General features: G+C 72.2%; 16 protein-coding genes. 12 read left to right on the forward strand and 4 right to left on the reverse strand.

Features of this window, described 5'->3' with window-relative positions; translation table 11 throughout:
* On the reverse strand, positions 1–2,748 hold the full coding sequence (locus ACZ79I_RS29430; protein WP_471505310.1) for a SpoIIE family protein phosphatase: 2,748 nt from the start codon (positions 2,746–2,748) through the stop codon (positions 1–3).
* Between the two features lie 378 nt (positions 2,749–3,126).
* Between ACZ79I_RS29430 and ACZ79I_RS29435 the strand changes: the two genes are divergently transcribed.
* The 10 genes from ACZ79I_RS29435 (at position 3,127) to ACZ79I_RS29480 (ending at position 18,187) form a co-directional block, all read left to right on the forward strand.
* On the forward strand, positions 3,127–8,607 hold the full coding sequence (locus tag ACZ79I_RS29435) for a HAMP domain-containing protein (RefSeq protein ID WP_471501055.1): 5,481 nt from the start codon (positions 3,127–3,129) through the stop codon (positions 8,605–8,607).
* 277 nt (positions 8,608–8,884) lie between these two features.
* A complete protein-coding gene (locus ACZ79I_RS29440; RefSeq protein WP_381077078.1) occupies positions 8,885–9,565 on the forward strand; it encodes a response regulator in 681 nt (226 codons plus the stop codon).
* A gap of 134 nt (positions 9,566–9,699) precedes the next feature.
* Positions 9,700–12,438, forward strand: a complete 2,739-nt coding sequence (locus ACZ79I_RS29445; RefSeq protein WP_471501057.1) for a DNA translocase FtsK — start codon at positions 9,700–9,702, stop codon at positions 12,436–12,438.
* A 302-nt stretch (positions 12,439–12,740) separates the two neighbouring features.
* Entirely contained in the window at positions 12,741–13,610 is an 870-nt protein-coding gene (locus ACZ79I_RS29450; protein WP_471501059.1) for a helix-turn-helix domain-containing protein, read from the forward strand.
* Positions 13,611–13,733: 123 nt separating this feature from the next.
* Positions 13,734–15,206 (forward strand): 30S ribosomal protein S12 methylthiotransferase RimO, encoded by a 1,473-nt coding sequence (gene rimO, locus ACZ79I_RS29455; RefSeq protein ID WP_471501061.1) that lies wholly within the window; start codon positions 13,734–13,736, stop codon positions 15,204–15,206.
* Entirely contained in the window at positions 15,203–15,976 is a 774-nt protein-coding gene (gene pgsA / locus ACZ79I_RS29460; RefSeq protein ID WP_471501063.1) for a CDP-diacylglycerol--glycerol-3-phosphate 3-phosphatidyltransferase, read from the forward strand. Before rimO ends, pgsA begins: the two co-directional genes overlap by 4 nt.
* Positions 15,973–16,518 carry a CinA family protein gene (locus tag ACZ79I_RS29465; RefSeq protein WP_471501065.1) on the forward strand — a complete coding sequence of 182 codons (546 nt, stop codon included), beginning with the start codon at positions 15,973–15,975 and terminating at the stop codon, positions 16,516–16,518. The genes pgsA and ACZ79I_RS29465 overlap by 4 nt, the downstream gene beginning before the upstream one ends.
* Positions 16,519–16,627: 109 nt before the next feature.
* Positions 16,628–17,005, forward strand: coding sequence for a helix-turn-helix domain-containing protein (locus ACZ79I_RS29470; RefSeq protein WP_468243172.1), 378 nt, complete (start codon positions 16,628–16,630; stop codon positions 17,003–17,005).
* Positions 17,006–17,251: 246 nt separating this feature from the next.
* Complete coding sequence (locus ACZ79I_RS29475; RefSeq protein WP_471501067.1) at positions 17,252–17,722, forward strand: Dps family protein; 471 nt, start codon at positions 17,252–17,254, stop codon at positions 17,720–17,722.
* A gap of 201 nt (positions 17,723–17,923) precedes the next feature.
* A complete protein-coding gene (locus ACZ79I_RS29480; protein WP_381077096.1) occupies positions 17,924–18,187 on the forward strand; it encodes a hypothetical protein in 264 nt (87 codons plus the stop codon).
* A 183-nt stretch (positions 18,188–18,370) separates the two neighbouring features.
* Here ACZ79I_RS29480 and ACZ79I_RS29485 read toward each other — a convergent pair whose 3' ends face one another.
* Genes ACZ79I_RS29485 through ACZ79I_RS29495 form a run of 3 tightly spaced genes read right to left on the reverse strand, consistent with a single transcriptional unit; the run spans position 18,371 to position 25,004 of the window.
* Positions 18,371–19,132 carry an SDR family NAD(P)-dependent oxidoreductase gene (locus ACZ79I_RS29485; protein ID WP_471501069.1) on the reverse strand — a complete coding sequence of 254 codons (762 nt, stop codon included), beginning with the start codon at positions 19,130–19,132 and terminating at the stop codon, positions 18,371–18,373.
* Positions 19,133–19,165: 33 nt separating this feature from the next.
* The gene (locus ACZ79I_RS29490; RefSeq protein WP_471501071.1) at positions 19,166–20,008 is read right to left on the reverse strand and encodes an Fpg/Nei family DNA glycosylase; all 843 of its coding nucleotides are present in this window, start codon (positions 20,006–20,008) and stop codon (positions 19,166–19,168) included.
* Between the two features lie 31 nt (positions 20,009–20,039).
* Positions 20,040–25,004 carry an ATP-dependent helicase gene (locus ACZ79I_RS29495; RefSeq protein WP_471501073.1) on the reverse strand — a complete coding sequence of 1,655 codons (4,965 nt, stop codon included), beginning with the start codon at positions 25,002–25,004 and terminating at the stop codon, positions 20,040–20,042.
* 109 nt (positions 25,005–25,113) lie between these two features.
* On the opposite strand from ACZ79I_RS29495, the gene ACZ79I_RS29500 reads away from it, so the two are divergent.
* Positions 25,114–26,106: an AraC family transcriptional regulator gene (locus ACZ79I_RS29500; RefSeq protein ID WP_471501075.1), complete on the forward strand. Its 993-nt coding sequence runs from the start codon at positions 25,114–25,116 to the stop codon at positions 26,104–26,106.
* Positions 26,007–26,780, forward strand: a complete 774-nt coding sequence (locus ACZ79I_RS29505; protein WP_471501077.1) for an AzlC family ABC transporter permease — start codon at positions 26,007–26,009, stop codon at positions 26,778–26,780. Before ACZ79I_RS29500 ends, ACZ79I_RS29505 begins: the two co-directional genes overlap by 100 nt.
* Positions 26,781–26,790 lie beyond the last annotated feature (10 nt).

Here is a 26,790-nt window from a genome sequence, read left to right on the forward strand (position 1 = left end):
TCAGTCCTTCGGAAGGCCCGGAACGCGCATCGCGAGAATGGCCATGTCGTCCGAGGGGGCGTCGGAGGCGAAGCGCTCCACCGCACGCATGATGCGGGCGGCCACCGCGCCCGCCGTGAGGCCCGTGCAGGTCGTCAGGACGTCCGCGAGACCGTCGTCGCCCAGCATGCGCGTGCCCTCCCGGCGTTCGGTGACGCCGTCCGTGACGCACAGCAGGACATCACCCGGATCGAGCGTCACCGTCTGCTCGTACAGTTCGAGGTCCTCCATGACACCGAGCAGCGGCTGCGGTTCGGCGGCCGGCTCCACCGTGCCGTCCTGGCGCAGCCGCAGGGGGAGCGGATGGCCCGCGCAGACCACCTTCAGGAGCGCGCTGCCGTCCTCTTGCGGCCACAGCTCGCCGTAGAGCAGCGTCAGGAAGCGGCTGCGGGCGCCCTCGTCGAGGATGGCGGAGTTGAGGCGCTCCAGGACCGCCGGGCCGCCGAAGCCCTCGCGGGCCAGCAGACGCAGGGCGTGGCGGGCGAGGCCCGTTACGGCGGCCGCCTCCGGTCCCGTACCGCAGACGTCGCCGATGGCGAAGCCGTACGCACCGTCGCGGATCGGGAACAGGTCGTAGAAGTCGCCGCCGACCTCGTTGCCCTCGCCGGCCGCGCGGTAGATGACCTCGACCTCGACCCCGTCGACGCGCGGCAGCTCGGGCGGCAGCAGGCTGCGCTGGAGGGACTGGCTGATGGCCGTGCGCTCCGAGTAGAGCCGGGCGTTGTCCAGTGCCAGGGCGGCCCGGCGGCTCAGGTCCTCGGCCAACTCCAGGATCTCCTGGCGGAAGTGTTCGTCCGTCGGCTTGCCCAGCGTCAGCATGCCGATGACGCGGTTGCGGGCGACGAGAGGCAGGACGACGGTTTCCCCGCCCACCGCCGAGGCCGTCGACAACGTCGTGCCGATGCCGGAGCTGACCGTCGTGGGCTCGCCCAGGCCCAGGCTGCGCATGGAGGTGCGGAGCGCCGCCCGGTGCGCGGCCTCCGCGGGCGCCGTCCACACCCGGGCACCCGGCGTGGGGATCGGCTCCGGCGGCGGAATCTTCGCCAGGAGGGCCTTGAGGCCGTCGATGCGCTCCTCGTCCTCGTGCAGGACGTACGAGAGGTAGGGCTCGGACGCCTGGTCCGCGATGGTGTAGACCGCGCACCAGGTGGCCAGGGTCGGGATCGTCATCTGGGCCATGAGCGCCAGCGTCTGGTCGCGGTCCAGGGTGCCCGCGAGGAGGTCGGACGCCTCGACGAGGAAACTCAGGGAGCCGCGGCGCAGCCGCTCCAGTTCGCCGAGGCGCGCCGATTCCACGGCGAGGGCGATGCGGTCGGCCGCGAACTGCAGGCGCAGCGCCTCCTCGTTGGAGTAGCGGGTGGGCGCCTCGGCGGCCACGCCGAGGGAACCGGTGAGGCGGCCCTCCACCTTCAGGGGCACCGTCACCACCGAACGCATGCCCGTGCCGGACAGCAGCGGGACGGCACCCGGGACGGCCGTCAGGTCGTCGTGGACGGCCGGCATGCGGGCCGAGCCGTAGCGGCCGGGGCCGGCCTCGACCGGGACGCGGGCGAAGCGCTGGCGGGCGGAGGGCAGGCCGGTGGAGGCGCGGACCTCAAGCTCCGTCTCGTCGTCGGTGGCCAGGAGGAGGAAGGCGGCGTCGCCGTCGAGCATGTCGCGGGCGCGTTCCACCGTGCGCTGCAGCAGGCCGTCGAGGTCGTCCGGTGCGGGGGAGCCGATGAAGACCTCGAAGGGGTCCGTTGCCTGGCCGTCCGAGGAGGTCGTCGGGTCGGGGGCGGGTCCGCGCAACGGGGTCTGCAGGACGGCGCGTTCGTGGTCTCGTACGAGCAGGCAGACCGTGGACGGTTCGCCGGCCGTGTCCCGGACGCGCAGATGCGAGGCGTAGACGGGGATGACACGGCCGTCGGCGCCGCGGACGCCGTAGCTGCCCTCCCAGCGCGAGAGCTGGAGTGCCTCGGCGATGCCGGTGCCGGTGCCGGGGGTGTGCGGCCACGCCGCGAGGTCGGTGAGCGGTTTGCCGGTGACCTGCTCGGCCACGTACCCGAACAGGTCCTCCGCGTCCTCGCTCCAGGAGGTGAGGCAGCCGGCGCGGTCGATCTGGAGGACGGCGACGCGGACCCGGCCGTCGGCGAGCGGCAGCAGGTCGGCGGGCAGCGAGGGACCCGCCGCGCGTGTGCCCACCGGGCGTTCGGGGAGATCGAGTTGGAACCAGACCTGCTTGTGCGTGGGCGTGTACTCGACGCCCCAGCGGCCGGCCAGGGCGGCGCACAGCTGCAGGCCGCGGCCGCCCTCGCGGTCGGGGCTGCCCATGTTGACTGCGGTCGACTGCAGTGGGATCTCGCGTTCCGGATACCGGTCGGCCACCTCGATGCGGACGCCGTCGTCGCTGCGCAGGCACAGCACGTCCGCGGAGGTGCCCGCATGGACGACGGCATTGGTGACCAACTCGCTGGTGAGGACCACCGCGTCGTCGACGATGTCGGCGAAGCCCCAGCCCTGGAGTGTGTCGCGGACGAAGGAGCGGGCGGTCGCGACCGATCGTCCGACGGGCTCGAAGCTGGCGGCCGCGCGCGCGGTGATCACAGAACTCCTCGTCCGGTTGTCGACGTGCAGGGCTCCCGTGCCGACCCGTTCCTGCCGAGGCAGCTGCTGGTCTCCTGTCTGCCGGGGATCCTGGGGTGGTCCCCCGGGACGCAGTCCGGTGGTCATGGTGCGGTGCCCCTCCGATGCCTGCCCGCTCGTGCTCGTGCCACCGCCCAGACCGGTCGGACCGGTGCGGCTGGACAGCCGCATGCAAGGTTACTTACCTTCGCGGTCCATGCGGATGCCGGTCGCGGGTGTTTACGTCCGTAGGGTGTGCGGAGCGTGTGCGAAGCTGCCGAACTGTTATGGCCTGGTTCGGGCATGGTGAAACACTGGGCAAGCTTGAGGTGTGGGTCCGGGCAGGCCGAGTGACTTCTGTCAGGCCGGGCAGGAGCACGCGCGTGCGCCTGGTACATGTGGGGCGGCGCTACGCGTCGGTGACCGGTATGTCCAGCGGTAACTCTGAGCACAGCAGTGAAGGTCGACCCCTGCGGGAGGGACACAGTGGAGTCTGGCGCAGCGACGCGGGCCACGAAGACGCGCGCAAAAGGCGGACAGTCCCTGAGCAACCAGCGCAAACAGCGCAATGGAACCACCGCGGTGGACACGGCGGCCCTCAACCGGCTGCTGGCGGCCCTCGTGTCGATGAGGGACGGCAATTTCCGGAAGCGGCTGACGGTCTCCGGCGACGGGGTGATGGCCGAGATCGCCGCAGTCTTCAACGAGGTGGCCGACCGGAACCTGCATCTGACCGGCGAGCTGGCGCGGGTGCGGCGTATGGTGGGGCGCGAGGGCAAGCTCACGGAGCGGCTGGAGACGGGGGCCAGCGAGGGTTCCTGGGCGGCCGCCATCGACGCCTCCAACGCCCTCGTGGACGATCTCGTACGCCCCGTCTCCGAGGTCGGCCGGGTGCTGACCGCGGTGGCCGAGGGTGATCTGTCGCCGCGCATGGAGCTGCGGACGGCGGGGCCGGACGGGACCGGGCATCCGCTGCGCGGCGAGTTCCTGAAGGTCGGCCGCACCGTCAACAATCTCGTCGACCAGCTGTCGACGTTCACCGACGAGGTCACCCGGGTGGCCAGCGAGGTGGGCACCGAGGGCAAGCTGGGCGGGCAGGCGCGGGTGCGCGGGATGTCCGGTTCCTGGAAGGACCTCACGGACTCCGTCAACACGATGGCCTACCGGCTGACCGCGCAGGTGCGCGACATCGCTCTGGTGACCACGGCCGTCGCCAAGGGCGACCTGTCGCGGAAGGTCACGGTCCACGTGGCCGGCGAGATGCTGGAGCTGAAGAACACCGTCAACACGATGGTGGACCAGCTGTCCTCGTTCTCCTCCGAGGTGACGCGGGTCGCCCGTGAGGTGGGCACCGAGGGCGAGCTGGGCGGCCAGGCGCAGGTGCCCGGGGTGGCCGGCGTGTGGAAGGACCTCACCGACTCGGTGAACCTGATGGCGGGCAATCTGACCGCTCAGGTACGCGGGATCGCGGAGGTGACGACCGCGGTCGCCAACGGCGACCTGTCCCGGAAGGTGACCGTCTCGGCGCGCGGCGAGGTCGCCCAGCTCGCCGAGACGATCAATCAGATGACCGAGACGCTGCGCACCTTCGCGGACGAGGTCACCCGCGTCGCCAACGAGGTCGGCGGCGAGGGCCGGCTCGGCGGCCAGGCGAATGTGCCGGGTGCGGCGGGGACGTGGAAGGACCTCACCGATTCGGTGAACACGGTCTTCCGGAATCTGACCACCCAGGTGCGGGACATCGCCGCCGTGACGACGGCCGTCGCCAGCGGCGATCTGTCGCAGAAGGTCACCGTCGACGTGGCCGGCGAGATGCTGGAGCTGAAGAACACCGTCAACGGGATGGTGGACCAGCTGTCCGCCTTCGGTTCCGAGGTCACCCGGGTGGCGCGGGAGATCGGCGTCGAGGGCGAGCTGGGCGGCCAGGCGCAGGTGCCCGGCGCCGCCGGCACCTGGAAGGACCTCACCGACTCGGTGAACACCGCCTTCCGCAACCTGACGGGCCAGGTCCGCAACATCGCCCAGGTGACGACGGCGGTGGCCAACGGCGATCTGTCGCAGAAGGTCACCGTGGACGTCTCCGGCGAGATGCTCCAGCTGAAGAACACCGTGAACACGATGGTGGACCAGCTCTCCGCGTTCGCCGACCAGGTCACGCGCATGGCCCGGGACGTCGGCACGGAGGGCCGCCTGGGCGGCCAGGCCGTGGTGCCGGGCGTCAGCGGCACGTGGAAGGAACTCACCGACTCCGTCAACTTCATGGCGGGCAACCTCACCTCCCAGGTGCGGCAGATCGCCCAGGTCACCACGGCGGTGGCCCGCGGTGACCTGTCGCAGAAGATCGACGTGGACGCGCGCGGCGAGATCCAGGAGTTGAAGAACACCGTCAACAACCTGGTGGACCAGCTCTCCGCCTTCGCGGAGCAGGTCACGCGGGTGGCCCGTGAGGTGGGCACCGAGGGCCGGCTCGGAGGTCAGGCGCAGGTGCCGGGCGTCGCCGGCGTGTGGCGAGATCTGACCGACTCCGTCAACGGCATGGCGGGCAACCTCACCACCCAGGTGCGCAACATCGCCCAGGTGGCGACCGCGGTGGCCCGGGGCGATCTGTCGCAGAAGATCGATGTGGACGCGCGCGGCGAGATCCTGGAGCTGAAGAACACCATCAACACGATGGTCGACCAGCTCTCGAACTTCGCGGAGCAGGTCACGCGGGTGGCCCGCGAGGTGGGCACCGAGGGCATCCTGGGCGGTCAGGCCGAGGTCCAGGGTGTCTCGGGCACATGGAAGGACCTCACCCAGTCCGTGAACTTCATGGCGAACAACCTGACCATCCAGGTGCGCAACATCGCCGAGGTCACGACCGCCGTCGCCAAGGGCGACCTCTCCAAGAAGATCACCGTGGACGCCAGGGGCGAGATCCTGGAACTGGTCACCACCGTCAACACGATGGTCGACCAGCTCTCGTCCTTCGCCGAGCAGGTGACCCGGGTGGCCCGCGAGGTGGGCACCGAGGGCATCCTCGGCGGCCAGGCGCACGTGCCGGGTGTCACGGGCATCTGGGAGGACCTCAGCGACAACGTCAACCTGATGGCCAACAACCTGACCATGCAGGTGCGCAACATCTCCCAGGTGGCGGCCGCCGTCGCCAACGGCGACCTGACGCGGACGGTGACGATCGAGGCGCGCGGCGAGGTCGCGCAGCTCGCCGACACCTTCAACACCATGGTGAAGACGCTGAGTTCGTTCGCCGACCAGGTCACCAAGGTGGCCCGTGAGGTGGGCACGGACGGCATCCTCGGAGGCCAGGCGTACGTGCCGGGCGTGGCCGGTACGTGGAAGGACCTCACCGAGTCCGTGAACCAGATGGCGTCCAACCTCACCGGCCAGGTGCGCAACATCGCCATGGTGACCACCGCCATCGCCAAGGGTGATCTGACCAAGAAGATCGACATCGACGCGCGCGGCGAGATCCTGGAGCTCAAGACGACCATCAACACGATGGTCGACCAGCTCTCCTCCTTCGCCGAGGAGGTCACCCGGGTCGCCCGCGAGGTGGGCACGGAGGGCCAGCTCGGCGGCCAGGCGCGGGTGCGGGACGTCGACGGCACCTGGCGCGACCTGACGGAGTCGGTGAACGAGATGGCCGGGAACCTGACCCGGCAGGTGCGCGCCATCGCGCGCGTGGCGACCGCGGTGACCCGCGGTGATCTCAACCTGAAGATCGACGTGGACGCCTCCGGCGAGATCCAGGAGCTGCAGGACTACATCAACAAGATGATCGCCAACCTGCGCGACACCACGATCGCCAACAAGGAGCAGGACTGGCTCAAGGGCAACCTGGCCCGTATCTCCGCGCTGATGCAGGGCCGCCGCGACCTGGAGGACGTGGCCTCCCTGATCATGAGCGAGCTGACGCCCGTGGTCTCCGCGCAGCACGGCGCGTTCTTCCTGGCCATGCCGCTCGTCGACGGCAAGGACCTGGCCGCGGACGCGGCCGACGCGTACGAGCTGCGCATGCTGGGGTCCTACGGCTACTCCATGGGCTCCATGCCGACGTCGTTCCGGCCGGGTGAGGCCCTGATCGGCACCGCGGCCAAGGAGAAGCGCACCATCCTGGTGGAGAACGCGCCGAGCGGCTACCTGAAGATCTCCTCCGGACTCGGGGAGGCGCCGCCCGCGCAGGTCATCGTCCTTCCGGTGCTCTTCGAGGGGAAGGTGCTCGGCGTCATCGAGCTGGCGTCCTTCACCCCGTTCACACAGATCCAGAAGGACTTCCTCAACCAGATCGCCGAGATGATCGCGACGAGCGTCAACACCATCTCCGTCAACACCAAGACGGAGGTGCTGCTGAAGCAGTCGCAGGAGCTGACCGAGCAACTCAGGCTCAGGTCGGAGGAGTTGGAGCAGCGGCAGAAGGCCCTGCAGGCGTCCAACGCCGAACTGGAGGAGAAGGCCGAGCTGCTGGCCCAGCAGAACCGCGACATCGAGGTCAAGAACACCGAGATCGAGGAAGCCCGGCAGGTCCTGGAGGAGCGCGCCGAGCAGCTCGCGGTCTCCATGCGCTACAAGAGCGAGTTCCTGGCCAACATGTCGCACGAGCTGCGCACCCCGCTCAACTCGCTGCTGATCCTGGCCAAGCTGCTCGCCGACAACGCGGAGGGGAACCTCTCCCCGAAGCAGGTGGAGTTCGCCGAGACCATCCACGGCGCCGGCTCCGACCTGCTGCAGCTGATCAACGACATCCTCGACCTGTCGAAGGTCGAGGCGGGCAAGATGGACGTCTCCCCGACCCGCATCGCGCTGGTCCAGCTCGTCGACTACGTGGAGGCCACCTTCCGGCCGCTGACCGCGGAGAAGGGCCTCGACTTCTCCGTACGGGTCTCGCCGGAGCTTCCCGCCACGCTGCACACCGACGAACAGCGCCTGCTGCAGGTGCTGCGCAATCTGCTGTCCAACGCGGTCAAGTTCACGGACACCGGGGCCGTCGAGCTGGTCATCCGGCCCGCGGGCGGCGACGTCCCGATGGCGATCAGGGAGCAGCTGCTGGAGGCCGGTTCGCTGCGGGACCCGGACGGGGACCTGATCGCGTTCTCCGTGGCCGACACCGGCATCGGCATCGCGGCCAGCAAGATGCGGGTGATCTTCGAGGCGTTCAAGCAGGCCGACGGCACCACCAGCCGCAAGTACGGCGGCACGGGCCTGGGGCTGTCCATCTCGCGGGAGATCGCGCGGCTGCTCGGCGGCGAGATCCACGCGCAGAGCGAGCCCGGGCGCGGCTCGACGTTCACCCTGTACCTGCCGCTGCACCCGAGCGAACTGCCGCCGCAGGGCTACGCGCAGCTCGCGCCCCCCATGGAGGCCGAGGAACTGCTGGCGTCCGAGGCGGAGCTGTCCGCGCCGGACATCGAGACCCCGGCGGAGGTGAAGTCGTACCACGAGACCCAGAACGGGCCCGCGGCGCTCTTCAGGCGCCGCCGCAGGGCGGCCTCCGCGGGCGCCCACCGGGGCACCGGCACGGGCACCGGAGCGGTCCAGGAGCAGTGGCCCGGCGAGCAGCAGCAGGCGGCCCGGCCGCGGCAGGGCGCCCGGTTCGACAGCGAGAAGGTGCTGATCGTCGACGACGACATCCGCAACGTCTTCGCGCTCACCAGCGTCCTTGAACAGCACGGCCTGTCGGTGCTGTACGCCGAGAACGGGCGTGAGGGCATCGAGGTCCTGGAGCAGCACGACGACGTCGCGGTCGTCCTGATGGACATCATGATGCCGGAGATGGACGGGTACGCGACGACCACGGCGATCCGGCGGATGCCGCAGTTCGCCGGGCTGCCGATCATCGCGCTCACGGCGAAGGCGATGAAGGGCGACCGGGAGAAGGCCATCGAGTCGGGCGCCTCCGACTACGTGACCAAGCCGGTCGACCCCGACCATCTGCTGTCCGTGATGGAAAAGTGGATGCGTGAGCAGTGACGGGGGCCCCTAATGTTCATGTGGAGTGCCTGACGGAGCGTGGTGGGAGCCGTGTAGAAGTGCGGTGTGCGGGGAACCTTCTGGTCTCCCGTCGCGTTTCTGCTATGTGCACAGTGACATCGCGGTGACAGGGTGTGGCGACAGGCGGGGTACGGCTACGATGACCGGCACAAGGACGGGCGGCGCAAGGGAGTCGTCCCCTGGGGCGGCGCCGGGTGGCGTCATCCAGAGTCCTGCGGACAGGGGAGGCCCCAAGCCGGGGCGAGGAGGGCGGGCCATGGTGCAGAAGGCCAAGATCCTCCTGGTCGATGACCGGCCGGAGAATCTGCTGGCGCTGGAGGCCATCCTCTCCGCGCTCGATCAGACGCTGGTCAGGGCATCGTCCGGGGAGGAAGCACTCAAGGCGCTGCTGACGGACGACTTCGCGGTCATTCTGCTGGACGTCCAGATGCCGGGTATGGATGGCTTCGAGACCGCCGCGCACATCAAGCGCCGGGAGCGGACCCGTGACATTCCGATCATCTTCCTGACCGCCATCAACCACGGCCCGCACCACACCTTCCGGGGATACGCGGCGGGCGCGGTGGACTACATCTCCAAGCCCTTCGACCCGTGGGTGCTGCGCGCCAAGGTCTCGGTGTTCGTCGAGCTCTACATGAAGAACTGCCAGCTGCGCGAGCAGGCGGCGCTGCTCCGGCTGCAGTTGGAGGGCGGCAAGTCCGCGGGCGGCGAGAACAAGGAGGCGGCCGGGCTCCTGGCCGAGCTCTCCGCGCGGCTCGCGGCGGTCGAGGAGCAGGCCGAGGCGCTGTCCAAGCAGCTCGACGACGACTCGGCGGACGCTGCGGCGGTGGCCACCGCGGCCCATCTCGAACGCAAACTGACGGGGCTGCGCAGGGCGCTGGACGCCCTGGAGCCGGGCGCGGGCAGCGGGACACCGCCGGTGGCGTCGCAGAACTGACGCGTCGCCGGGTCCAGCGGGCGCACGGCCCTGCCGTCTGTCGGCCCGTCGGCCGGGCGTGGCACCTTGGTTGATCCCGCGTCAGTTTCGTGCCTCCTATAAGGCGACACGAACGGGTGAAACAGTGGGCACGCGTGTCCACCGTCGTCTCCACCGGTAACCTCACACTCATGGCCCCACGTCCCGCAGCCAAGAAGTCGCCGGCGAAGAAGGCGGCCGCTCCGCAGAAGGCTCCGGCGAGGAAGGCCCCCGCGAAGAAGGCCGCCGCGAAGAAGGCGCCCGCCAGGAAGGCCGCGGCGAAGAAGCCGGCCCCCGCGCCGGCGCCCAACCCGACCGCGGGCGTGTACAGACTCGTGCGCGCCCTGTGGCTCGGCGTCGCGCACGCCGTCGGAGCCATGCTGCGCGGTGTAGGGCGGGGCGCGAAGGGACTCGACCCGGCGCACCGCAAGGACGGGCTCGCGCTCCTGCTGCTCGGTCTGTCGCTGGTCGTCGCCGCGGGCACCTGGGCCGATCTGCGCGGCCCTGTCGGAGACCTCGTCGAGATGCTGGTGACGGGCGCCTTCGGCCGCCTGGACCTGCTCGTGCCGATCCTGCTCGGCGCGATCGCCGTGCGCCTCATCCTGCATCCGGAGCGGCCCGACGCCAACGGGCGCATCGTCATCGGGCTGTCCGCTCTGGTCATCGGCGTGCTCGGCCAGGTGCACATCGCCTGCGGCGGCCCGGCGCGCAGCGACGGCATGCAGGCGATAAGGGACGCCGGCGGGCTCATCGGCTGGGGCGCGGCCACCCCGCTGACGTACACCATGGGGGCCGTCCTCGCCGTACCGCTGCTCGCGCTGCTCACGTTCTTCGGCCTGCTCGTGGTCACCGCCACGCCCGTCACCGCCATCCCGCAGCGGCTGCGGCTGCTCGGCGTGAAGCTCGGGATCCTGCACGACACCGAGGACGACCTGCACACCGGGGACGACGAACGCTACGAGGAGCAGTGGCGCGAGGCGCTGCCCCGCTCGCGGCGGCGCGGTCCCGCCCCCGACGCGTACGACCCGGACGGAGCCGAGCGGGAGGCCCTGTCCAGGCGCCGGAACCGTCCGCGGCGCCCCGCCGCGCAGCAGCCGGCCCTGGGCCGGCGGATGGACGCCGTGGATGTCGCGGCCGCCGCCGCTGCCGCCCTCGACGGCGCCGTTCTGCACGGCATGCCGCCGTCCCCGATCGTCGCCGACCTCACCCAGGGCGTCAGCGTGGGCGACCGCGTGGAGACGACGCCCACGCCCGTGCCGGCCGCGCGTCCCCAGCCGGAGAAGCTCCCGGCCGTGTCCGCGGTGCCCGACCTGACCAAGGACGCCCCGCAGGAGCCCCGCGCCCTTCCGCCGCGCGCCGAGCAGCTCCAGCTCTCCGGTGACATCACCTACGCGCTGCCGTCCCTTGACCTGCTGGAGCGCGGCGGGCCGGGCAAGGCGCGCAGCGCCGCCAACGACGCCGTCGTCGCCTCGCTCACGAACGTCTTCACCGAGTTCAAGGTCGACGCGGCCGTCACCGGCTTCACCCGGGGCCCCACGGTCACCCGCTACGAGGTGGAGCTGGGCCCCGCCGTCAAGGTCGAGCGGATCACCGCCCTCACCAAGAACATCGCGTACGCCGTCGCCAGCCCCGATGTCCGGATCATCAGCCCGATCCCCGGAAAGTCCGCGGTCGGCATCGAGATCCCGAACACCGACCGCGAGATGGTCAACCTCGGTGATGTGCTCCGCCTGGCGGAGGCCGCCGAGGACGACCACCCGATGCTGGTCGCGCTCGGCAAGGACGTCGAGGGCGGCTACGTGATGGCGAACATCGCGAAGATGCCGCACGTGCTCGTCGCCGGCGCCACCGGCTCCGGCAAGTCGTCCTGCATCAACTGCCTGATCACCTCCGTCATGATCCGGGCGACCCCGGAGGACGTGCGCATGGTCCTCGTCGACCCCAAGCGCGTCGAGCTGACCGCGTACGAGGGCATCCCGCATCTGATCACGCCGATCATCACCAACCCGAAAAGGGCCGCCGAGGCGCTGCAGTGGGTCGTACGGGAGATGGACCTGCGGTACGACGACCTGGCGGCGTACGGCTTCCGGCACATCGACGACTTCAACGAGGCCATCAGGAACGGCAAGGCCAAGCCGCCCGAGGGCAGTGAGCGCGAGCTGCAGCCGTACCCGTACCTGCTGGTGATCGTCGACGAGCTGGCCGACCTGATGATGGTCGCGCCGCGCGACGTCGAGGACGCGATCGTGCGCATCACGCAGCTCGCGCGGGCGGCCGGCATCCACCTGGTGCTCGCCACGCAGCGGCCGTCCGTGGACGTCGTCACCGGCCTGATCAAGGCGAACGTCCCCTCCCGCCTCGCCTTCGCCACCTCGTCCCTGGCCGACTCGCGCGTCATCCTCGACCAGCCCGGTGCCGAGAAGCTGATCGGCAAGGGCGACGGGCTCTTCCTGCCGATGGGCGCGAACAAACCGGTGCGCCTGCAGGGCGCGTTCGTCACCGAGGACGAGATCGCGGCCGTCGTCCGGCACTGCAAGGACCAGATGGCGCCGGTCTTCCGCGACGACGTCACCGTCGGCTCCAAGCAGAAGAAGGAGATCGACGAGGACATCGGCGACGACCTCGACCTGCTGTGCCAGGCGGCCGAACTGGTCGTCTCCACGCAGTTCGGCTCCACCTCCATGCTCCAGCGGAAACTGCGCGTCGGGTTCGCCAAGGCCGGTCGGCTGATGGACCTCATGGAGTCGCGGAACATCGTCGGCCCCAGCGAGGGCTCCAAGGCACGTGACGTCCTGGTGAAGCCCGACGAACTGGACGGCGTGCTCGCCGTGATCCGCGGAGAGCCCGGGCCGTAGCGGGATCCGTACGGCCGCGCACCGCCGTACGGGTGGGCGGCTGGGCCGTCCGGGTGCGGCCGTACGGAGTCCGCGCCGCACCCGGACGCCCGACCGTGACCCACTCGTAAGTGATCCGTGAGCAACCGTTTCCCTTTGTCGCACGTCAAGTTGGGGGAAGGATCAGATATATGTCTTAGCATCAGGATGACCGGCCATTCTGATGGCGTACAAAGTCCTACCGCCGGGTTGCCCCACCCTTTCGTACCACCCCTAGACTGAACTTCCAGCACAGGTGGCTACACGCTCGAAAGGCGCCCCCCGTGTCCATCGGCAACTCCCCTGACGGCAACTCCCCTGAGGACGCACGTCCGTTCGAAGAACACCGTGAAGGCGCCGGTTCGTCGGACCGGCCCTCCATCGGCCGCGCTCTGCAACAGGCGCGCATCGCGGCCGGGCTGACCGTCGACGACGTCAGCAACGCCACCCGGGTCCGTATCGCCATCGTGCACGCGATCGAACACGACGACTTCGCCCCCTGCGGCGGTGACGTCTACGCCCGCGGCCACCTCCGCACGCTCGCGCGGGCGGTGCACCTCGATCCGGCCCCGCTGCTGGAGCAGTACGCCGCCGAGCACGGCGGACGGCTCGCCCCGACCCCGACGACCCCGATCTTCGAGGCGGAACGCATCCGCCCCGAGCGCCGCGGGCCCAACTGGACCGCGGCCATGGTCGCGGCGATCGTCGTGGTCATCGGCTTCGTCGGGTTCACCCTGATCGACGGGGGCGGCAGCGGGGACGGCACGAAGACACAGGTCGCCAAGGGCTCCACACCGAGCGCCGGCAAGTCCGCCTCGCCCTCGCCCAAGGGCAGCAAGCCCGCCGGCCAGAAGCCCGAGCCGTCCGACAGCGCAATCGCGGCCGCGCCCCGGGACAAGGTCACCGTCCAGGTGAGCGCCGCCGACGGCCGCAGCTGGATCTCCGCCAAGGACCACAACGGCCGGACCCTCTTCGACGGACTGCTCAAGCAGGGCGACTCGCAGACCTTCCAGGACAAGGAGAAGATCGACCTCGTCCTCGGCGACGCGGGCGCCATCGAGCTGTACGTCAACGGGAAGAAGATCCAGGACGACTTCCAGCCCGGTCAGGTCGAGCGCCTGACCTACACGAAGGGCGACCCCGTCTCCGGCTGACGGACGCCCGCGGCACCCGCAGGTGCCCAGGCGGTACTCAAGGAGCAGGGACACACGGGGTTGGCCAAGATCGGCCAACCCCGTCGACGTGGGCCGTCAGCGGGACGAAGTAGTCTTGAGCCCATGCCTGAACGCCGTACCGTCGCACTCGTCACCCTTGGCTGCGCCCGTAACGAGGTGGACTCGGAGGAGCTCGCGGGCCGTCTGGAGGCGGACGGCTGGCAGCTCGTGGAGGACGCCGCGGAGGCGGACGTCGCCGTCGTGAACACGTGCGGCTTCGTCGAGGCCGCGAAGAAGGACTCGGTCGACGCCCTGCTGGAGGCCAACGACCTCAAGGACCACGGCAGAACCCAGGCCGTCGTGGCGGTGGGCTGCATGGCCGAGCGGTACGGCAAGGAGCTCGCCGAGGCCCTGCCGGAGGCGGACGGCGTGCTCGGCTTCGACGACTACGCGGACATCTCCGACCGCCTCCGGACCATCCTGTCCGGCGGCATCCACGCCTCCCACACCCCGCGCGACCGGCGCAAGCTGCTGCCGGTCAGCCCGGTGGAGCGGCAGTCCGTCTCCGGTGTGGCCCTCCCGGGGCACGGCACGCCCTCCGACCTGCCGGAAGGCGTGGCTCCGCAGTCCGGCCCCCGTGCGCCCCTGCGCCGCCGGCTCGACGGTTCACCCGTCGCCTCGGTGAAGCTCGCCTCCGGCTGCGACCGGCGCTGCTCCTTCTGCGCCATCCCGTCCTTCCGCGGTTCCTTCGTCTCGCGCCGCCCGAGCGACGTGCTGAACGAGACGCGGTGGCTGGCCGAGCAGGGCGTCAAGGAGATCATGCTGGTCTCCGAGAACAACACCTCCTACGGCAAGGACCTGGGTGACATCCGCCTCCTGGAGTCACTGCTGCCCGACCTGTGCGAGGTGGACGGGATCGAGCGCGTCCGTGTCAGCTATCTGCAGCCCGCCGAGATGCGCCCCGGGCTCGTCGACGTGCTGACCTCCACCCCGAAGGTGGCGCCCTACTTCGACCTGTCCTTCCAGCACTCCGCGCCCGGCGTGCTGCGCGCGATGCGGCGCTTCGGCGACACCGTCCGCTTCCTGGAGCTGCTGGACACCATCCGCGGCAGGGTCCCGCAGGCCGGGGTGCGCTCCAACTTCATCGTGGGCTTCCCCGGCGAGAGCGAGGCCGACCTGGCCGAACTGGAGCGCTTCCTGAACGGTGCCCGGCTGGACGCGATCGGTGTCTTCGGCTACTCCGACGAGGAGGGGACGGAAGCGGCGACGTACGACGGCAAGCTCGACGAGGACGCCGTCGCCGAGCGGCTGGCCCGCGTCTCCCGGCTCGCCGAGCAACTGGTGTCGCAGCGCGCCGAGGAGCGCGTCGGCGAGACCGTGCACGTGCTCGTGGAGTCCCTGGACGAGGAGGAGGGCGCCTGCGGCCGCGCCGCCCACCAGGCGCCCGAGACGGACGGCCAGGTGCTGTTCACCATGGCGGAAGGTCTCGCCGTCGGCCGTATGGTCGAGGCGAAGGTGGTCGGTACGGAGGGTGTCGACCTGGTGGCCGAGCCCCTCGCGGGTTCAGCCGGGTGTGCTGAGGAGGCGGGCAGATGACCGGAATCCCGGCATCCGCGGCGGGCGGCTCCTCCTCCGGTGCGCGGGGAGCGGCGTCCGCGGCGGGCGCCGCGGCCCAGGGCGAGGCCGCCCAGAGCGGCTCCGGCGTCGCGGACGCGGCCCGGGCCGAGCAGGGCGCGCGGTCGGTGCGGGGCGGCAAGCTGACGGCCGCCGCGGTCAACCAGGCCAGCGTCTGGAACGTGGCCAACCTCCTGACGATGCTCCGCCTGCTCCTTGTGCCGGGCTTCGTCGCACTGATGCTGGCGGGGGGCGGATACGACCCGGCGTGGCGCGCGCTCGCCTGGGCGGCCTTCGCCATCGCCATGATCACCGACCTGTTCGACGGACATCTGGCCCGCACGTACAACCTCGTCACGGACTTCGGGAAGATCGCCGACCCCATCGCCGACAAGGCGATCATGGGCGCGGCGCTGATCTGCCTGTCCGCGCTCGGTGACCTGCCCTGGTGGGTGACGGTGGTGATCCTGGGCCGGGAGCTGGGCATCACCCTGCTGCGCTTCCTGGTGATCCGTTACGGCGTCATCCCGGCGAGCCGCGGCGGCAAGCTGAAGACGCTGACGCAGGGCGTGGCCGTCGGAATGTACGTCCTGGCGCTGACGGGGTGGCTTGCGACGCTGCGTTTCTGGGTGATGGGTGTGGCGATCGTCCTGACGGTCGTCAGCGGTCTCGACTATGTGAGACAGGCCATTGTGCTGCGCAGGCGCGGAATCGCCGAGCGCCGAGCCGCGGCGGAGGAGGCGGAAGGGTGAATCCCGTGGCCGCCGACGTGCTGCGACTACTCACGGTGAGGGGCGAGACGCTCGCCGTCGCCGAGTCGCTGACCGGTGGCCTGGTGGCCGCGGAGATCACGGCGGTGCCCGGCGCCTCCAAGGTCTTCCGTGGTTCCGTCACCGCGTACGCCACAGATCTGAAGCGGGACGTGCTGGGTGTCGACGGCGCTCTGCTGGCCGCGCGCGGAGCGGTGGATCCGCAGGTCGCGGCCCAGATGGCGGCCGGTGTGCGCACGGCGCTCGGCGCGGACTGGGGCCTCGCGACGACCGGCGTGGCCGGGCCCGAACCGCAGGACGGGCAGCCGGTCGGCACGGTCTTCGTGGCCGTCGACGGGCCGTTCGAAGAGGTTTCCGGCGAACACGCTGGCGGAAAAGTGGCCTCGTTGCGGTTGAACGGCGACCGTGCGGAAATCCGTATGGAGAGTGTACGGAGCGTACTCACACTGCTCCTGAAAGAGCTTACGGGCGAACAGGCCGGGAATGAGCGGGCACAGGATACGGAACAGAACGGGGGGACTTGATGTTTGCAGCCCTTAGTGAACACAACAGCGCTCCCCGCACGGCCGCGGCGCAAGGCGGTACGGTGGGGCGTGAAGGATGCGGTTTCGCGGTCCGAGGAGGGAGCCACCGATGATTCTGCTCCGTCGCCTGCTGGGTGACGTGCTGCGTCGGCAGCGCCAGCGCCAGGGCCGTACTCTGCGCGAAGTCTCCTCGACCGCCCGGGTTTCGCTCGGCTATCTCTCCGAGGTGGAGCGGGGGCAGAAGGAGGCGTCCTCCGAGCTGCTCTCCGCGATCTGCGACGCGCTGGACGTACGGATGTCCGAGCTCATGCGGGAAGTGAGCGACGAGCTCGCGCTCGCCGAGCTGGCGCAGTCTGCGGCGGCCACCGAGCCGGTGCCCGCACCGGTGCGTCGTCCCATGCTCAATTCCGTGTCCGTCACCGGTGTCCCACCGGAGCGGGTCACGATCAAGGCGCCCACCGAGGCAGTGGACGTGGTCGCCGCCTGATCCTCGCACACGTGGGCGGGTGAGGCGGTGACATGTGCGAGAGCCCCGGCCGGGGCCACTCCGGGAAGGCCCGGAGCGGCGCGGCCGGGGCTCTCGCGTGTCCGGGGGCGGCCGGCGCCCCGGCCCCGCGAGCGGCGGGCGCCCGGGGGGCCTCTGCCGCGCCGTCGCCCGTTTGCCGCGCCCATCCGGGGCCGTCATGGTGGAAGGGCGGGGGCTCGGGGCCGTACGAGGATCGCGGAGGAGCCGATGTACGTCGTGAAGAGCCCGCTGGCCGACACGGATCTCAAGACGGTCTCCGAGGCGCTGCAGGGCGCCCTGCTGGACCTGGTGGACCTCTCCCTCGTGGCGAAGCAGGTGCACTGGAACGTCATCGGGCCCCGCTTCCGCTCCATCCACCTGCAGCTCGACGAGGTCGTCGACACCGCGCGCCGGCACTCCGACACGGTGGCGGAACGGGCCTCGGCGCTGGGTGTCCCGCCTGACGCGCGCGCCGCGACCGTGGCCCAGGGCAGCGGCATAGGCTCCGTGCCCCAGGGATGGGTCAAGGACACGGACGCGGTGGGCACGCTGGTGTCGGCGCTCGGCTCGGTGATCGCGCGCATGCGGGAGCGGGTGGTGGCGACCGCCGAGGCGGATCCGGTGAGCCAGGACATCTTCCTGGGGATCACCGCGGACCTGGAGAAGCACCACTGGATGTTCCAGGCGGAGAACGGCTGAGTGCACGGCGCCATGAGGGGCTTCGGTGCGCCGGTGTCCGGGCGTGGCCGCAGGCAGGAGAGGGTGCGCGCGGGGTGCGCCGGGTACGGCGGACGCCGTGGGCATGCGCTGGTTCCGGTGCGCCTGTGTGCCGCTGGTGCGCCCTCCCTGGTGGTGACGGTGCGGTCTAGGGTCTGGTTCCTCGGGTTGGAGGTGACGGCCATGGCGGGGCGCACGGCGCGCTGGGGGATGGCGCTGGCGCTGGGAGCGCTGTGGTGGTGGGGGGTACTCCGGCTCGTGCTGGCACCCGATGCGGGGGTGCTGGAGGGGGCGGTCGCGACCGGGGGGTGGGGACTGAGCCTGTTGCCGGTGCACTGTGTGCCGAAGACCCGGGCCGTGGGGGCGGCCGGGTCGGACCGGTGGGGGCAGTCCTGGCGGCGGTGGCGGGCCGCGAGGGGGCGCGAGAGGGGCGCGCACCCGGGGTGAGGGGCTGACGGGGGGAAGCGGGCGGGGTCGGCGGGCACGGCGTCCCGGGGTGTTCAGGGGACTCCCGGGAGCGGTCGGACGGCCGCCCCGGCCGCGAGCGGCTCTGCGGGCGGCGCCGGATGCCGGCGCCGCACCACCTCGTGGTGGCCCTGGACGCCGTTCCCTCCGCGCCGGGCGGAGGGTTCACCAGGGCATCGCCACGCCGCCGTTCGGGCGGAGGATCTGGCCCGTGGTGAAGGACGCGGCGTCGGACGCCAGGTGCAGCACGGCATGGGCGACGTCCTCCGGTTCGCCGACCCGGCCCAGCGGTGACAGCCGGGCCATGAACGCCTCCGTCTGCGCCTGCCTCTGACCGTGGTGATCGGTCATCGGCGTCCGCGTCCAGCCGGGCGCCACCGCGTTGACCCGGATGCCGTGCGGTCCCACCTCGGTCGCCAGGGTCTTCGTCAGCTGGACCACGGCCGCCTTGGCCGCGCCGTAACAGAGCAGACCCGGACCACCGGTGTCGACGGCGCCGGACGCCATCGTGACGATGCTGCCGCGCGTACCGTCCTCGATCATGCGGCGGGCCGCCTCCTGGCAGGCGTGGAGGACTCCCTTGAAGTTGACGGCCAGCACGCGGTCCAGATCCTCGTCCCGCGTCTCCAGGACGGGGCTGCTGTGCATGATCCCGGCGACCGCCGCCATCGCGTCGAGGCGCTCGCAGGTCCCGACCGCCTGTCTGACCTGCGACCGGTCGGTCACGTCGAGGTGGTGGGTGTGCGCCAGGCCGCCCCGGTCCTTGATCAGGGTCGCCGTCGCGTGCAGGCCCTGCGCGTCGATGTCCGCGCAGTGCACGGTCGCGCCCGCCTCCGCGAGCAGCAGGGCCGAGGCGCGGCCGATGCCGCTGGCGGCACCGGTGACGAATGCGGTGCGTCCGGTGAGGTCGTACGCCGTGACGGGCATGACAGCGACGGTACGAGAGTTTCTGACGGGTCGTCAATTAGTTGCGCGGCGGCGGATACCGCGGTGGTCCGCCGTCCCCGGTGCCGGAGCCGGGCCGTGCTGGCAGGACGGGCACCAGTAGGTGGGGCGCTCGCGGGCGCCGTCGCCCTGGCCGGCGGCCCGGACCGGGGTGCCGCAGCGCAGACAGGGGCGGGGCGCGCGGCCGTACACGAAGAGGTTCTGCTCCCGCCGTCCCGTGGTGTTGCGGGCCGGGCGGTCGCGGTTCGCCTCCAGGAGCCGCCTGGCGAGAGCCGGGAGCCGGGCGGCGTGCTCGGCAGGGAGGGCGCCGACGGGCAGCCACGGGGTCACCCGCAGCAGAAAGCACAGCTCGCTCTTGTAGACATTGCCGATGCCCGCGAGGTTCCGCTGGTCGAGGAGGGCCTCACCGACGGGCCGGGCGAGGTCGCGCAACAGGTTCTCCAACGCCGTACCGGCGTCCCAGTCGGGGCCCAGCAGGTCGGGGCCGAGGTGGCCGACGGCGCGGTGCTCGTCGGCGGTGCGGAGCAGTTCCAGGACGGGCAGGCGGTAGCCGACGGCCGTGCGGTCGGCCGTGCCGAGGATCGCCCGGATCTGGTGGCCCGGACCGCCGCTCCACCGCTGACCCTCCGCGTAGATCTTCCACGCACCGTCCATCCTGAGGTGCGAGTGCAGCGTGAGTCCGCCCTCGACACGGGCGAGGAGGTGCTTGCCGCGCGGGGTGACGTCCAGGACGGTACGGCCGGTGAGATCGGCCGTGGCGTACTTCGGCACCCGGAGGTCGGAGCGGGTCAGCACCTTGCCAGCGAGTGCCCCGTGCAGACGCTTCGCGGCTTGGTGGACGGTGTCGCCTTCAGGCATGCGTCCAGGGTGACACGCCGGGCGCCGGGGCTCAGGCGCGTATGCGCAGACCCCGCGGGGTCGCGATGAAGCCCGCTCCTTCCAGGAGGACGCCGAACGGGGACGAGAGGGCGGAGGCGCCGTTGACGCGCTCCACCGTGATCGTGCCGAGGGAGCCGGCCCGGGCGGCGGCGCCGAGGGCGTCGGCGGCCGCGCGCAGGCGGGCGTCCTGGGCCGGCGCGGCCTGCTGGTCCAAGGGCCAGGCCAGCAGGGTCTTGCCGCCGCGCTCCATGTAGAGCGTCAGCTCTCCGTCGACCAGGACCACCAGGGAACCCGCCTTCCGCCCCGGCTTGTGCCCGGCACCCGTAGGCGGCTCGGGCCAGGGGAGCGCCGAGCCGTACGCGTTCGCCGGGTCGGCGGCCGCCAGGACCACGACCCGGGAGGGGCCGCCGGAGCGGGTCCGGTGCGGCGGGAGGGCCCCTCGGGACGAGGGCCCGGATCCTGGTTCCCGGACGGAGAAGCCCGAACCGGACCGCGGACCTCCGAAACCGGGGGCGGACAGCGTGTCCGGCAGGGCACGGCCCGAGTCGAAGGCATCGGCCGGGCCGGCGCCGAACAGGCCGTCCTCGTCCTGCGGGTCGTCGAACGCGGCATGCCCGGTGCCCGGGGCCCCGGTCGGTGCGTACGGGTGGGCCTGGTCCCCGGTGAAGGAATTCCCCGCGCCGGGCCCCGTACCCGCCCCCGCGCCCGGCAGCGGCTCGCCCCGTTCGCGCGCGTTCGCCACGGCGCGCAGCCTGTCCACCGCGCCGTCCATCGCGAACTGCGCCGCGCCCAGTCCCTCGACCACATAGCCGCGCCGGGCCTGACCGCTCTCCTCGAAGGCGGAGAGGATGCGGTACGTGGCCGAGAAACCGCCCTCCACGCCCTCCGTGGCCACCGCGCCACGCGTCACCACCCCGTGCCGGTCCAGCAGCGTCCGGGCCACGGCGTGGGCACGCACCGTGGGATCGCTCTCGCGGGCGGGGAGCAGCGACCAGCGGCCCGCCACGGTCGGAGGGCCCGTACGGGACTGGGGGCGGGCGGCGGACGTCAGGGAGCCGTACCGCCCGCGGGGGACGGCACGCTTGGCGCGGTGTGCCGTGGAACCGGCGGTGCGGCCCGAGCCGAGCAGCGAGCGCATCGGTGCGAGCGTGTCGTTCGTCAGCCGTCCCGACCAGGCGAGGTCCCAGACCGCGTCGGCCAGCTGGGAGTCGGTGGCGTCCGGGTGCGTCGTGGCGCGGACCTGGTCGGCGATCTGGCGGAAGAACAGTCCGTATCCCCCCGAGAGGGCGTCCAGGACCGACTGGTGGAGCGCCGTGGGCTCCAAGGGGTGCGGCGCGGGCAGCAGCAGGGGGGCCGCGTCCGCCAGGTAGAGGGAGACCCAGCCGTCCTTGCCGGGGAGCGCGCCCGCGCCCGCCCACACCACCTCGCCGGCGGCCGTGAGCTCGTCCAGCATCGCGGGCGTGTAGTTCGAGACACGGGACGGCAGGACGAGCTTCTCCAGCGCGGACGCGGGCACGGACGCGCCCTGCAGCTGTTCGACGGCGCGCACCAGTCCGTCGACGCCCCTGAGCCCGTGACCGTTGCCGATGTGCTGCCACTGGGGGAGGAACTGCGCCAGCGCGGCCGGAGGAACCGGCTCCAGCTCGTGCCGCAGCGCTGCCAGCGACCGGCGGCGCAGTCTGCGCAGCACCCCCGCGTCGCACCACTCCTGGCCGATGCCCGCCGGATGGAACTCCCCCTGGACGATCCGCCCGGATGCCGCCAGCCGCTGCAGGGCGCCCTCGGTGACGGCCACGCCGAGCCCGAACCGCGCGGCCGCGGTCACCGACGTGAAGGGGCCGTGCGTGCGCGCGTACCGTGCGAGGAGGTCGCCCAGCGGGTCCTTGACCGGCTCGGTGAACGCCTCCGGGACGCCCACCGGCAGCGCCGTGCCGAGCGCGTCCCGCAGCCGCCCCGCGTCCTCGACCGCGGCCCAGTGGTCGGCACCCGCGACACGGACCCTGATCGCGCGGCGGGCGGCGGCCAGCTCCGGCGCCCAGTGCGGCTCGGCACCCCGCTCCGCCAGCTCGGCCCCGGTGAGCGGGCCCAGCAACCGCAGTACGTCCGCGACCCCCTCCACGTCCTTGACGCGCCGGTCCTCGGTGAGCCACTGCAGCTCCCGCTCCAGCTCGGTCAGGACCTCGGCGTCGAGCAGCTCGCGCAGTTCCGCCTGGCCCAGCAGCTCGGCCAGCAGCCGGGAGTCCAGGGACAACGCGGCGGCGCGCCGCTCGGCGAGCGGCGAGTCCCCCTCGTAGAGGAACTGCGCGACGTACCCGAACAGGAGCGAGCGGGCGAACGGGGAGGGCTCCGGGGTGGTGACCTCGACGAGCCGCACCGTCCGGGACTCGACGTCGCCCATCAGCTCGGTGAGCCCCGGGACGTCGAACACGTCCTGCAGACATTCCCGGACGGCCTCCAGGACGATCGGGAACGAGCCGAACTCGCTCGCCACCTGCAGCAGCTGCGCCGCGCGCTGGCGCTGCTGCCACAGCGGGGTGCGCTTGCCGGGGTTGCGGCGCGGCAGCAGCAGCGCGCGGGCCGCGCACTCACGGAACCGGGACGCGAACAGCGCCGAGCCGCCGACCTGGTCGGTGACGATCTGGCCGACCTCGCCCTTGTCGAAGACGACGTCCGCGGCGCCGACGGGCGGCTGCTCGGCGCCCGCCGCCGCACCCAGGAGGGCGCCCGCCGGCACCGGCTCCTGGTCGAGCAGGTCCAGGCCCATCAGATCGGCGTCCGGCAGGCGCAGCACGATGCCGTCGTCGGCATGCATGACCTGGGCGTCCATGCCGTACCGCTCCGCGAGCCGCGCGCCCAGCGCGAGCGCCCACGGGGCATGCACCTGGGCGCCGAACGGGGAATGCACCACGACCCGCCAGTCGCCCAGCTCGTCGCGGAAGCGCTCGACCACGATGGTGCGGTCGTCCGGGATGTGGCCGCACGCCTCGCGCTGCTCCTCCAGGTACGACAGCACGTTGTCCGCGGCCCAGGCGTCCAGCCCCGCGGCCAGCAGCCTCAGCCGCGCGTCCTGCCGGTCCAGCGAGCCCACCTCGCGCAGGAACGCGCCCACCGCGCGCCCCAGCTCCAGTGGGCGCCCCAGCTGGTCGCCCTTCCAGAAGGGCAGCCGGCCGGGCACGCCGGGCGCGGGGGAGACCAGGACACGGTCCCGTGTGATGTCCTCGATCCGCCAGGAGCTGGTGCCGAGCGTGAAGACGTCCCCGACCCGGGACTCGTACACCATCTCCTCGTCCAGCTCGCCGACCCGGCCGCCGCCCTTCTTCGGGTCGGCACCGGCGAGGAAGACCCCGAACAGCCCGCGGTCCGGGATCGTGCCCCCGGAGGTGACGGCGAGGCGCTGGGCGCCGGGCCGGCCGGTGATCGTGCCCGCGACCCGGTCCCACACCACGCGCGGACGCAGCTCCGCGAAGGCGTCGGAGGGATAGCGGCCGGCGAGCATGTCCAGCACCGCCGTGAACGCCGACTCCGGGAGCGAGGCGAAGGGCGCCGCCCGCCGGACCGTGGCCAGGAGTTCGTCGAACTGCCAGGTGTCGAGCGCCGTCATGGCGACGAGCTGCTGAGCCAGCACGTCCAGTGGGTTGGCCGGGACCCTCAGCGACTCGATGGCGCCCGTGCGCATCCGCTCGGTGACGACGGCGGCCTGCACGAGGTCGCCGCGGTACTTGGGGAAGACGACACCCGTGGAGACCGCTCCGACCTGATGTCCCGCGCGGCCCACGCGCTGCAGCCCGGAGGCCACGGACGGCGGCGACTCGACCTGGACGACGAGGTCCACCGCGCCCATGTCGATGCCCAGCTCGAGGCTGGAGGTGGCGACCACGGCGGGCAGCCGGCCCGCCTTGAGGTCCTCCTCCACGAGCGCGCGCTGCTCCTTGGAGACGGAACCGTGGTGGGCGCGGGCGAGCACCTGGGGCGCCCCCCGGGCCGCGCCCGAGCCGCCCATCAGCTCCGCGGGGGCGTGGTGCTCCTCCAGCGTCTCGCCGGTCGCCCTCTCGTAGGCGATCTCGTTGAGCCGGTTGCACAGCCGCTCCGCGAGACGGCGCGAGTTGGCGAACACGATGGTGGACCGGTGGGCCTGCACCAGGTCGGCGATCCGCTCCTCGACGTGGGGCCAGATGGACGGACGCTCCGTGCCCTCGGTGCCGTCGGCCACCGGGGAGCCGCCCAGTTCGCCGAGGTCCTCCACGGGGACGACGACGGAGAGGTCGAACTCCTTGCCGGACGGGGGCTGGACGATCTCCACCTTGCGGCGCGGGGAGAGGAAGCGGGCGACCTCGTCCACCGGGCGCACGGTGGCGGACAGGCCGATACGGCGGGCGGGCTGCGGCAGCAGCTCGTCCAGCCGCTCCAGGGTCAGCGCCAGATGCGCGCCCCGCTTGGTGCCGGCCACCGCGTGCACCTCGTCGAGGATCACCGTCTCCACGCCCGTCAGCGCGTCGCGCGTGGCGGACGTCAGCATCAGGAACAGCGATTCCGGGGTGGTGATGAGGATGTCCGGCGGGCGCGTCGCCAGGGCGCGGCGCTCGGCGGCCGGGGTGTCGCCGGAGCGGATGCCCACCTTCACCTCAGGCTCGGGCAGGCCGAGCCGGACCGACTCGTGGCGGATGCCGGTGAGCGGACTGCGCAGGTTCCGCTCGACGTCGACCGCGAGCGCCTTCAGCGGGGACACGTACAGGACGCGGCAGCGCTTCCTGGGGTCGGCCGGTGGCGGGGCCGACGCCAGCTGGTCGAGGGCGGCGAGGAACGCGGCCAGCGTCTTGCCCGACCCGGTCGGGGCGACCACCAGCACGTCCGAGCCCTCGGCGATGGCGCGCCACGCGCCGGCCTGGGCCGCGGTGGGCGCGGAGAACGCCCCCGTGAACCAGCCGCGGGTCGCGGGTGAGAAGCCGTCGAGGGCCCGGTGCGCGGAGCTGACCATGCGTCCATCCTGCACCCGCCCACTGACAATGCCCCCGACCTGCGCGGACGTCCCGCGAAGGTCGGGCGGGCGGGGCCGGGCCGCCCCGGGCTTCGGTCAGAATGGGGCCATGGCAGGTTCCGGGGAGCGGGCACGGCACTGGCGGTACGAGGAACTGCCCGGCGTCGATCTGCTGCGCGCCCGGTACATCCGCAAGACCTTTGTGCGGCACACCCACGAGAACTTCGTGATCGCGGCCATCGCCGACGGCGTCGAGATCTTCCACCACGGCGGCGCCGACCAGTACGCGGGCCCCGGAGCCCTGGCGCTGGTCAACCCCGACACCCCGCACACGGGCCGGGCCGGCGGACCCGAGGGCTGGCGGTACGGGGCCGTCTACCCCTCGCCGGAGCTGGTGGCCGAGATCGCCGCCGAGACCACGGCCATCCGCGGCACCCCCTCCTTCGCCGGACCCGTGTTCGAGGACCCGTACACCGTGGGACTGGTCCACGAGGTGCTCCGGGCCGCGGACGAGGGCAACGCGCTCGCCGCCGACACCGTGCTGCGGGTGGCCGTGACCCGGCTGCTGCGGCTCAACGGCACGCCGATGCCGCAGCGTGCCGTGCGCACCGCCGGTGCCCGCGTCGCCGCACGCGCGCGTGCCGTGCTCGAGGGGAGCATGGCCTGCCCTCCGACACTGGAACGGCTCGCCGCCGAGCTCGGCACCAGCCCCTTCGCCCTGCTGCGGGCCTTCCGCGAGGCCTACGGCATGCCGCCGCACACCTGGCTGACCGACGCCCGCGTCCGCCGGGCCCGGCGCCTCCTGGACGCCGGCACCGCACCCGCCGAGGCGGCCGTCGCGGTCGGTTTCACCGACCAGCCGCACCTCAACCGCCACTTCACCCGCATCGTGGGCGTGCCTCCGGGGGCGTACCGGCGCGAGCGACTGGGCGATGGTGCGCGCGCCCCGCGGCGCAAGAACGTACAAGACGCGCGGGGGCGGACGCCCGTACCGTCCGGGGCGTGGCAGAACAGACCGCTCTCACAGACATACGCGGGGACGGCGGCGGAAAGCCGGACGCCGCCGTCGTCCGGGACGCCCTCGGAGTCGGGGTCGCCGTAGGGCTGTCCGGCATCGCCTTCGGGGTGACCTCGGCCGGCAGCGGGCTCACGCTCCTGCAGACCTGCGCGCTCAGCCTCCTGGTGTTCACCGGCGCCTCACAGTTCGCCCTCGTGGGCGCCCTCGCGGCCGGAGGCAATCCGTTCACCGCGGCCGCGGGCGCCTTCTTCCTGGGCGTGCGGAACGCGTTCTACGGGCTGCGTCTGTCGCAGGTGCTGGCCCTCCCGCGTGCGGTACGGCCCCTGGCCGCGCAGTGGGTCATCGACGAGACCGCCGCCGTCGCGCTCGCCCAGCCCACGCGGCGCAGCGTCCGCATCGGCTTCACCGTCACCGGACTCGCCCTCTACGTGCTGTGGAACCTGACCACGCTCCTGGGGGCCGTCGGCGCGCAGGCCGCCGGAGACACCGACGCCTGGGGTCTGGACGCCGCCGGTCCCGCGGTCTTCCTGGCGCTGCTCGCGCCGATGCTGAAGACGGCCACGGAGCGGGCCGCGGCGGGCGGCGCCGTGGTGCTGGGGCTCGGCCTGCTGCCGGTCCTGCCGGCCGGAGTGCCCGTCCTGGCGGCGGCGCTGGCGGCTCCGGCCGTGCTCTGGGCGGAGGGCCGGCGCAGGGGAGCGGCCGGCCGGGGCCACGGCACGGGCACGACCGCCGGTGACGCCCGGGGGGAGGACCGTTGACCACGGGGGC

The sequence above is a fragment of the Streptomyces sp. PSU-S4-23 genome, assembly GCF_055632315.1.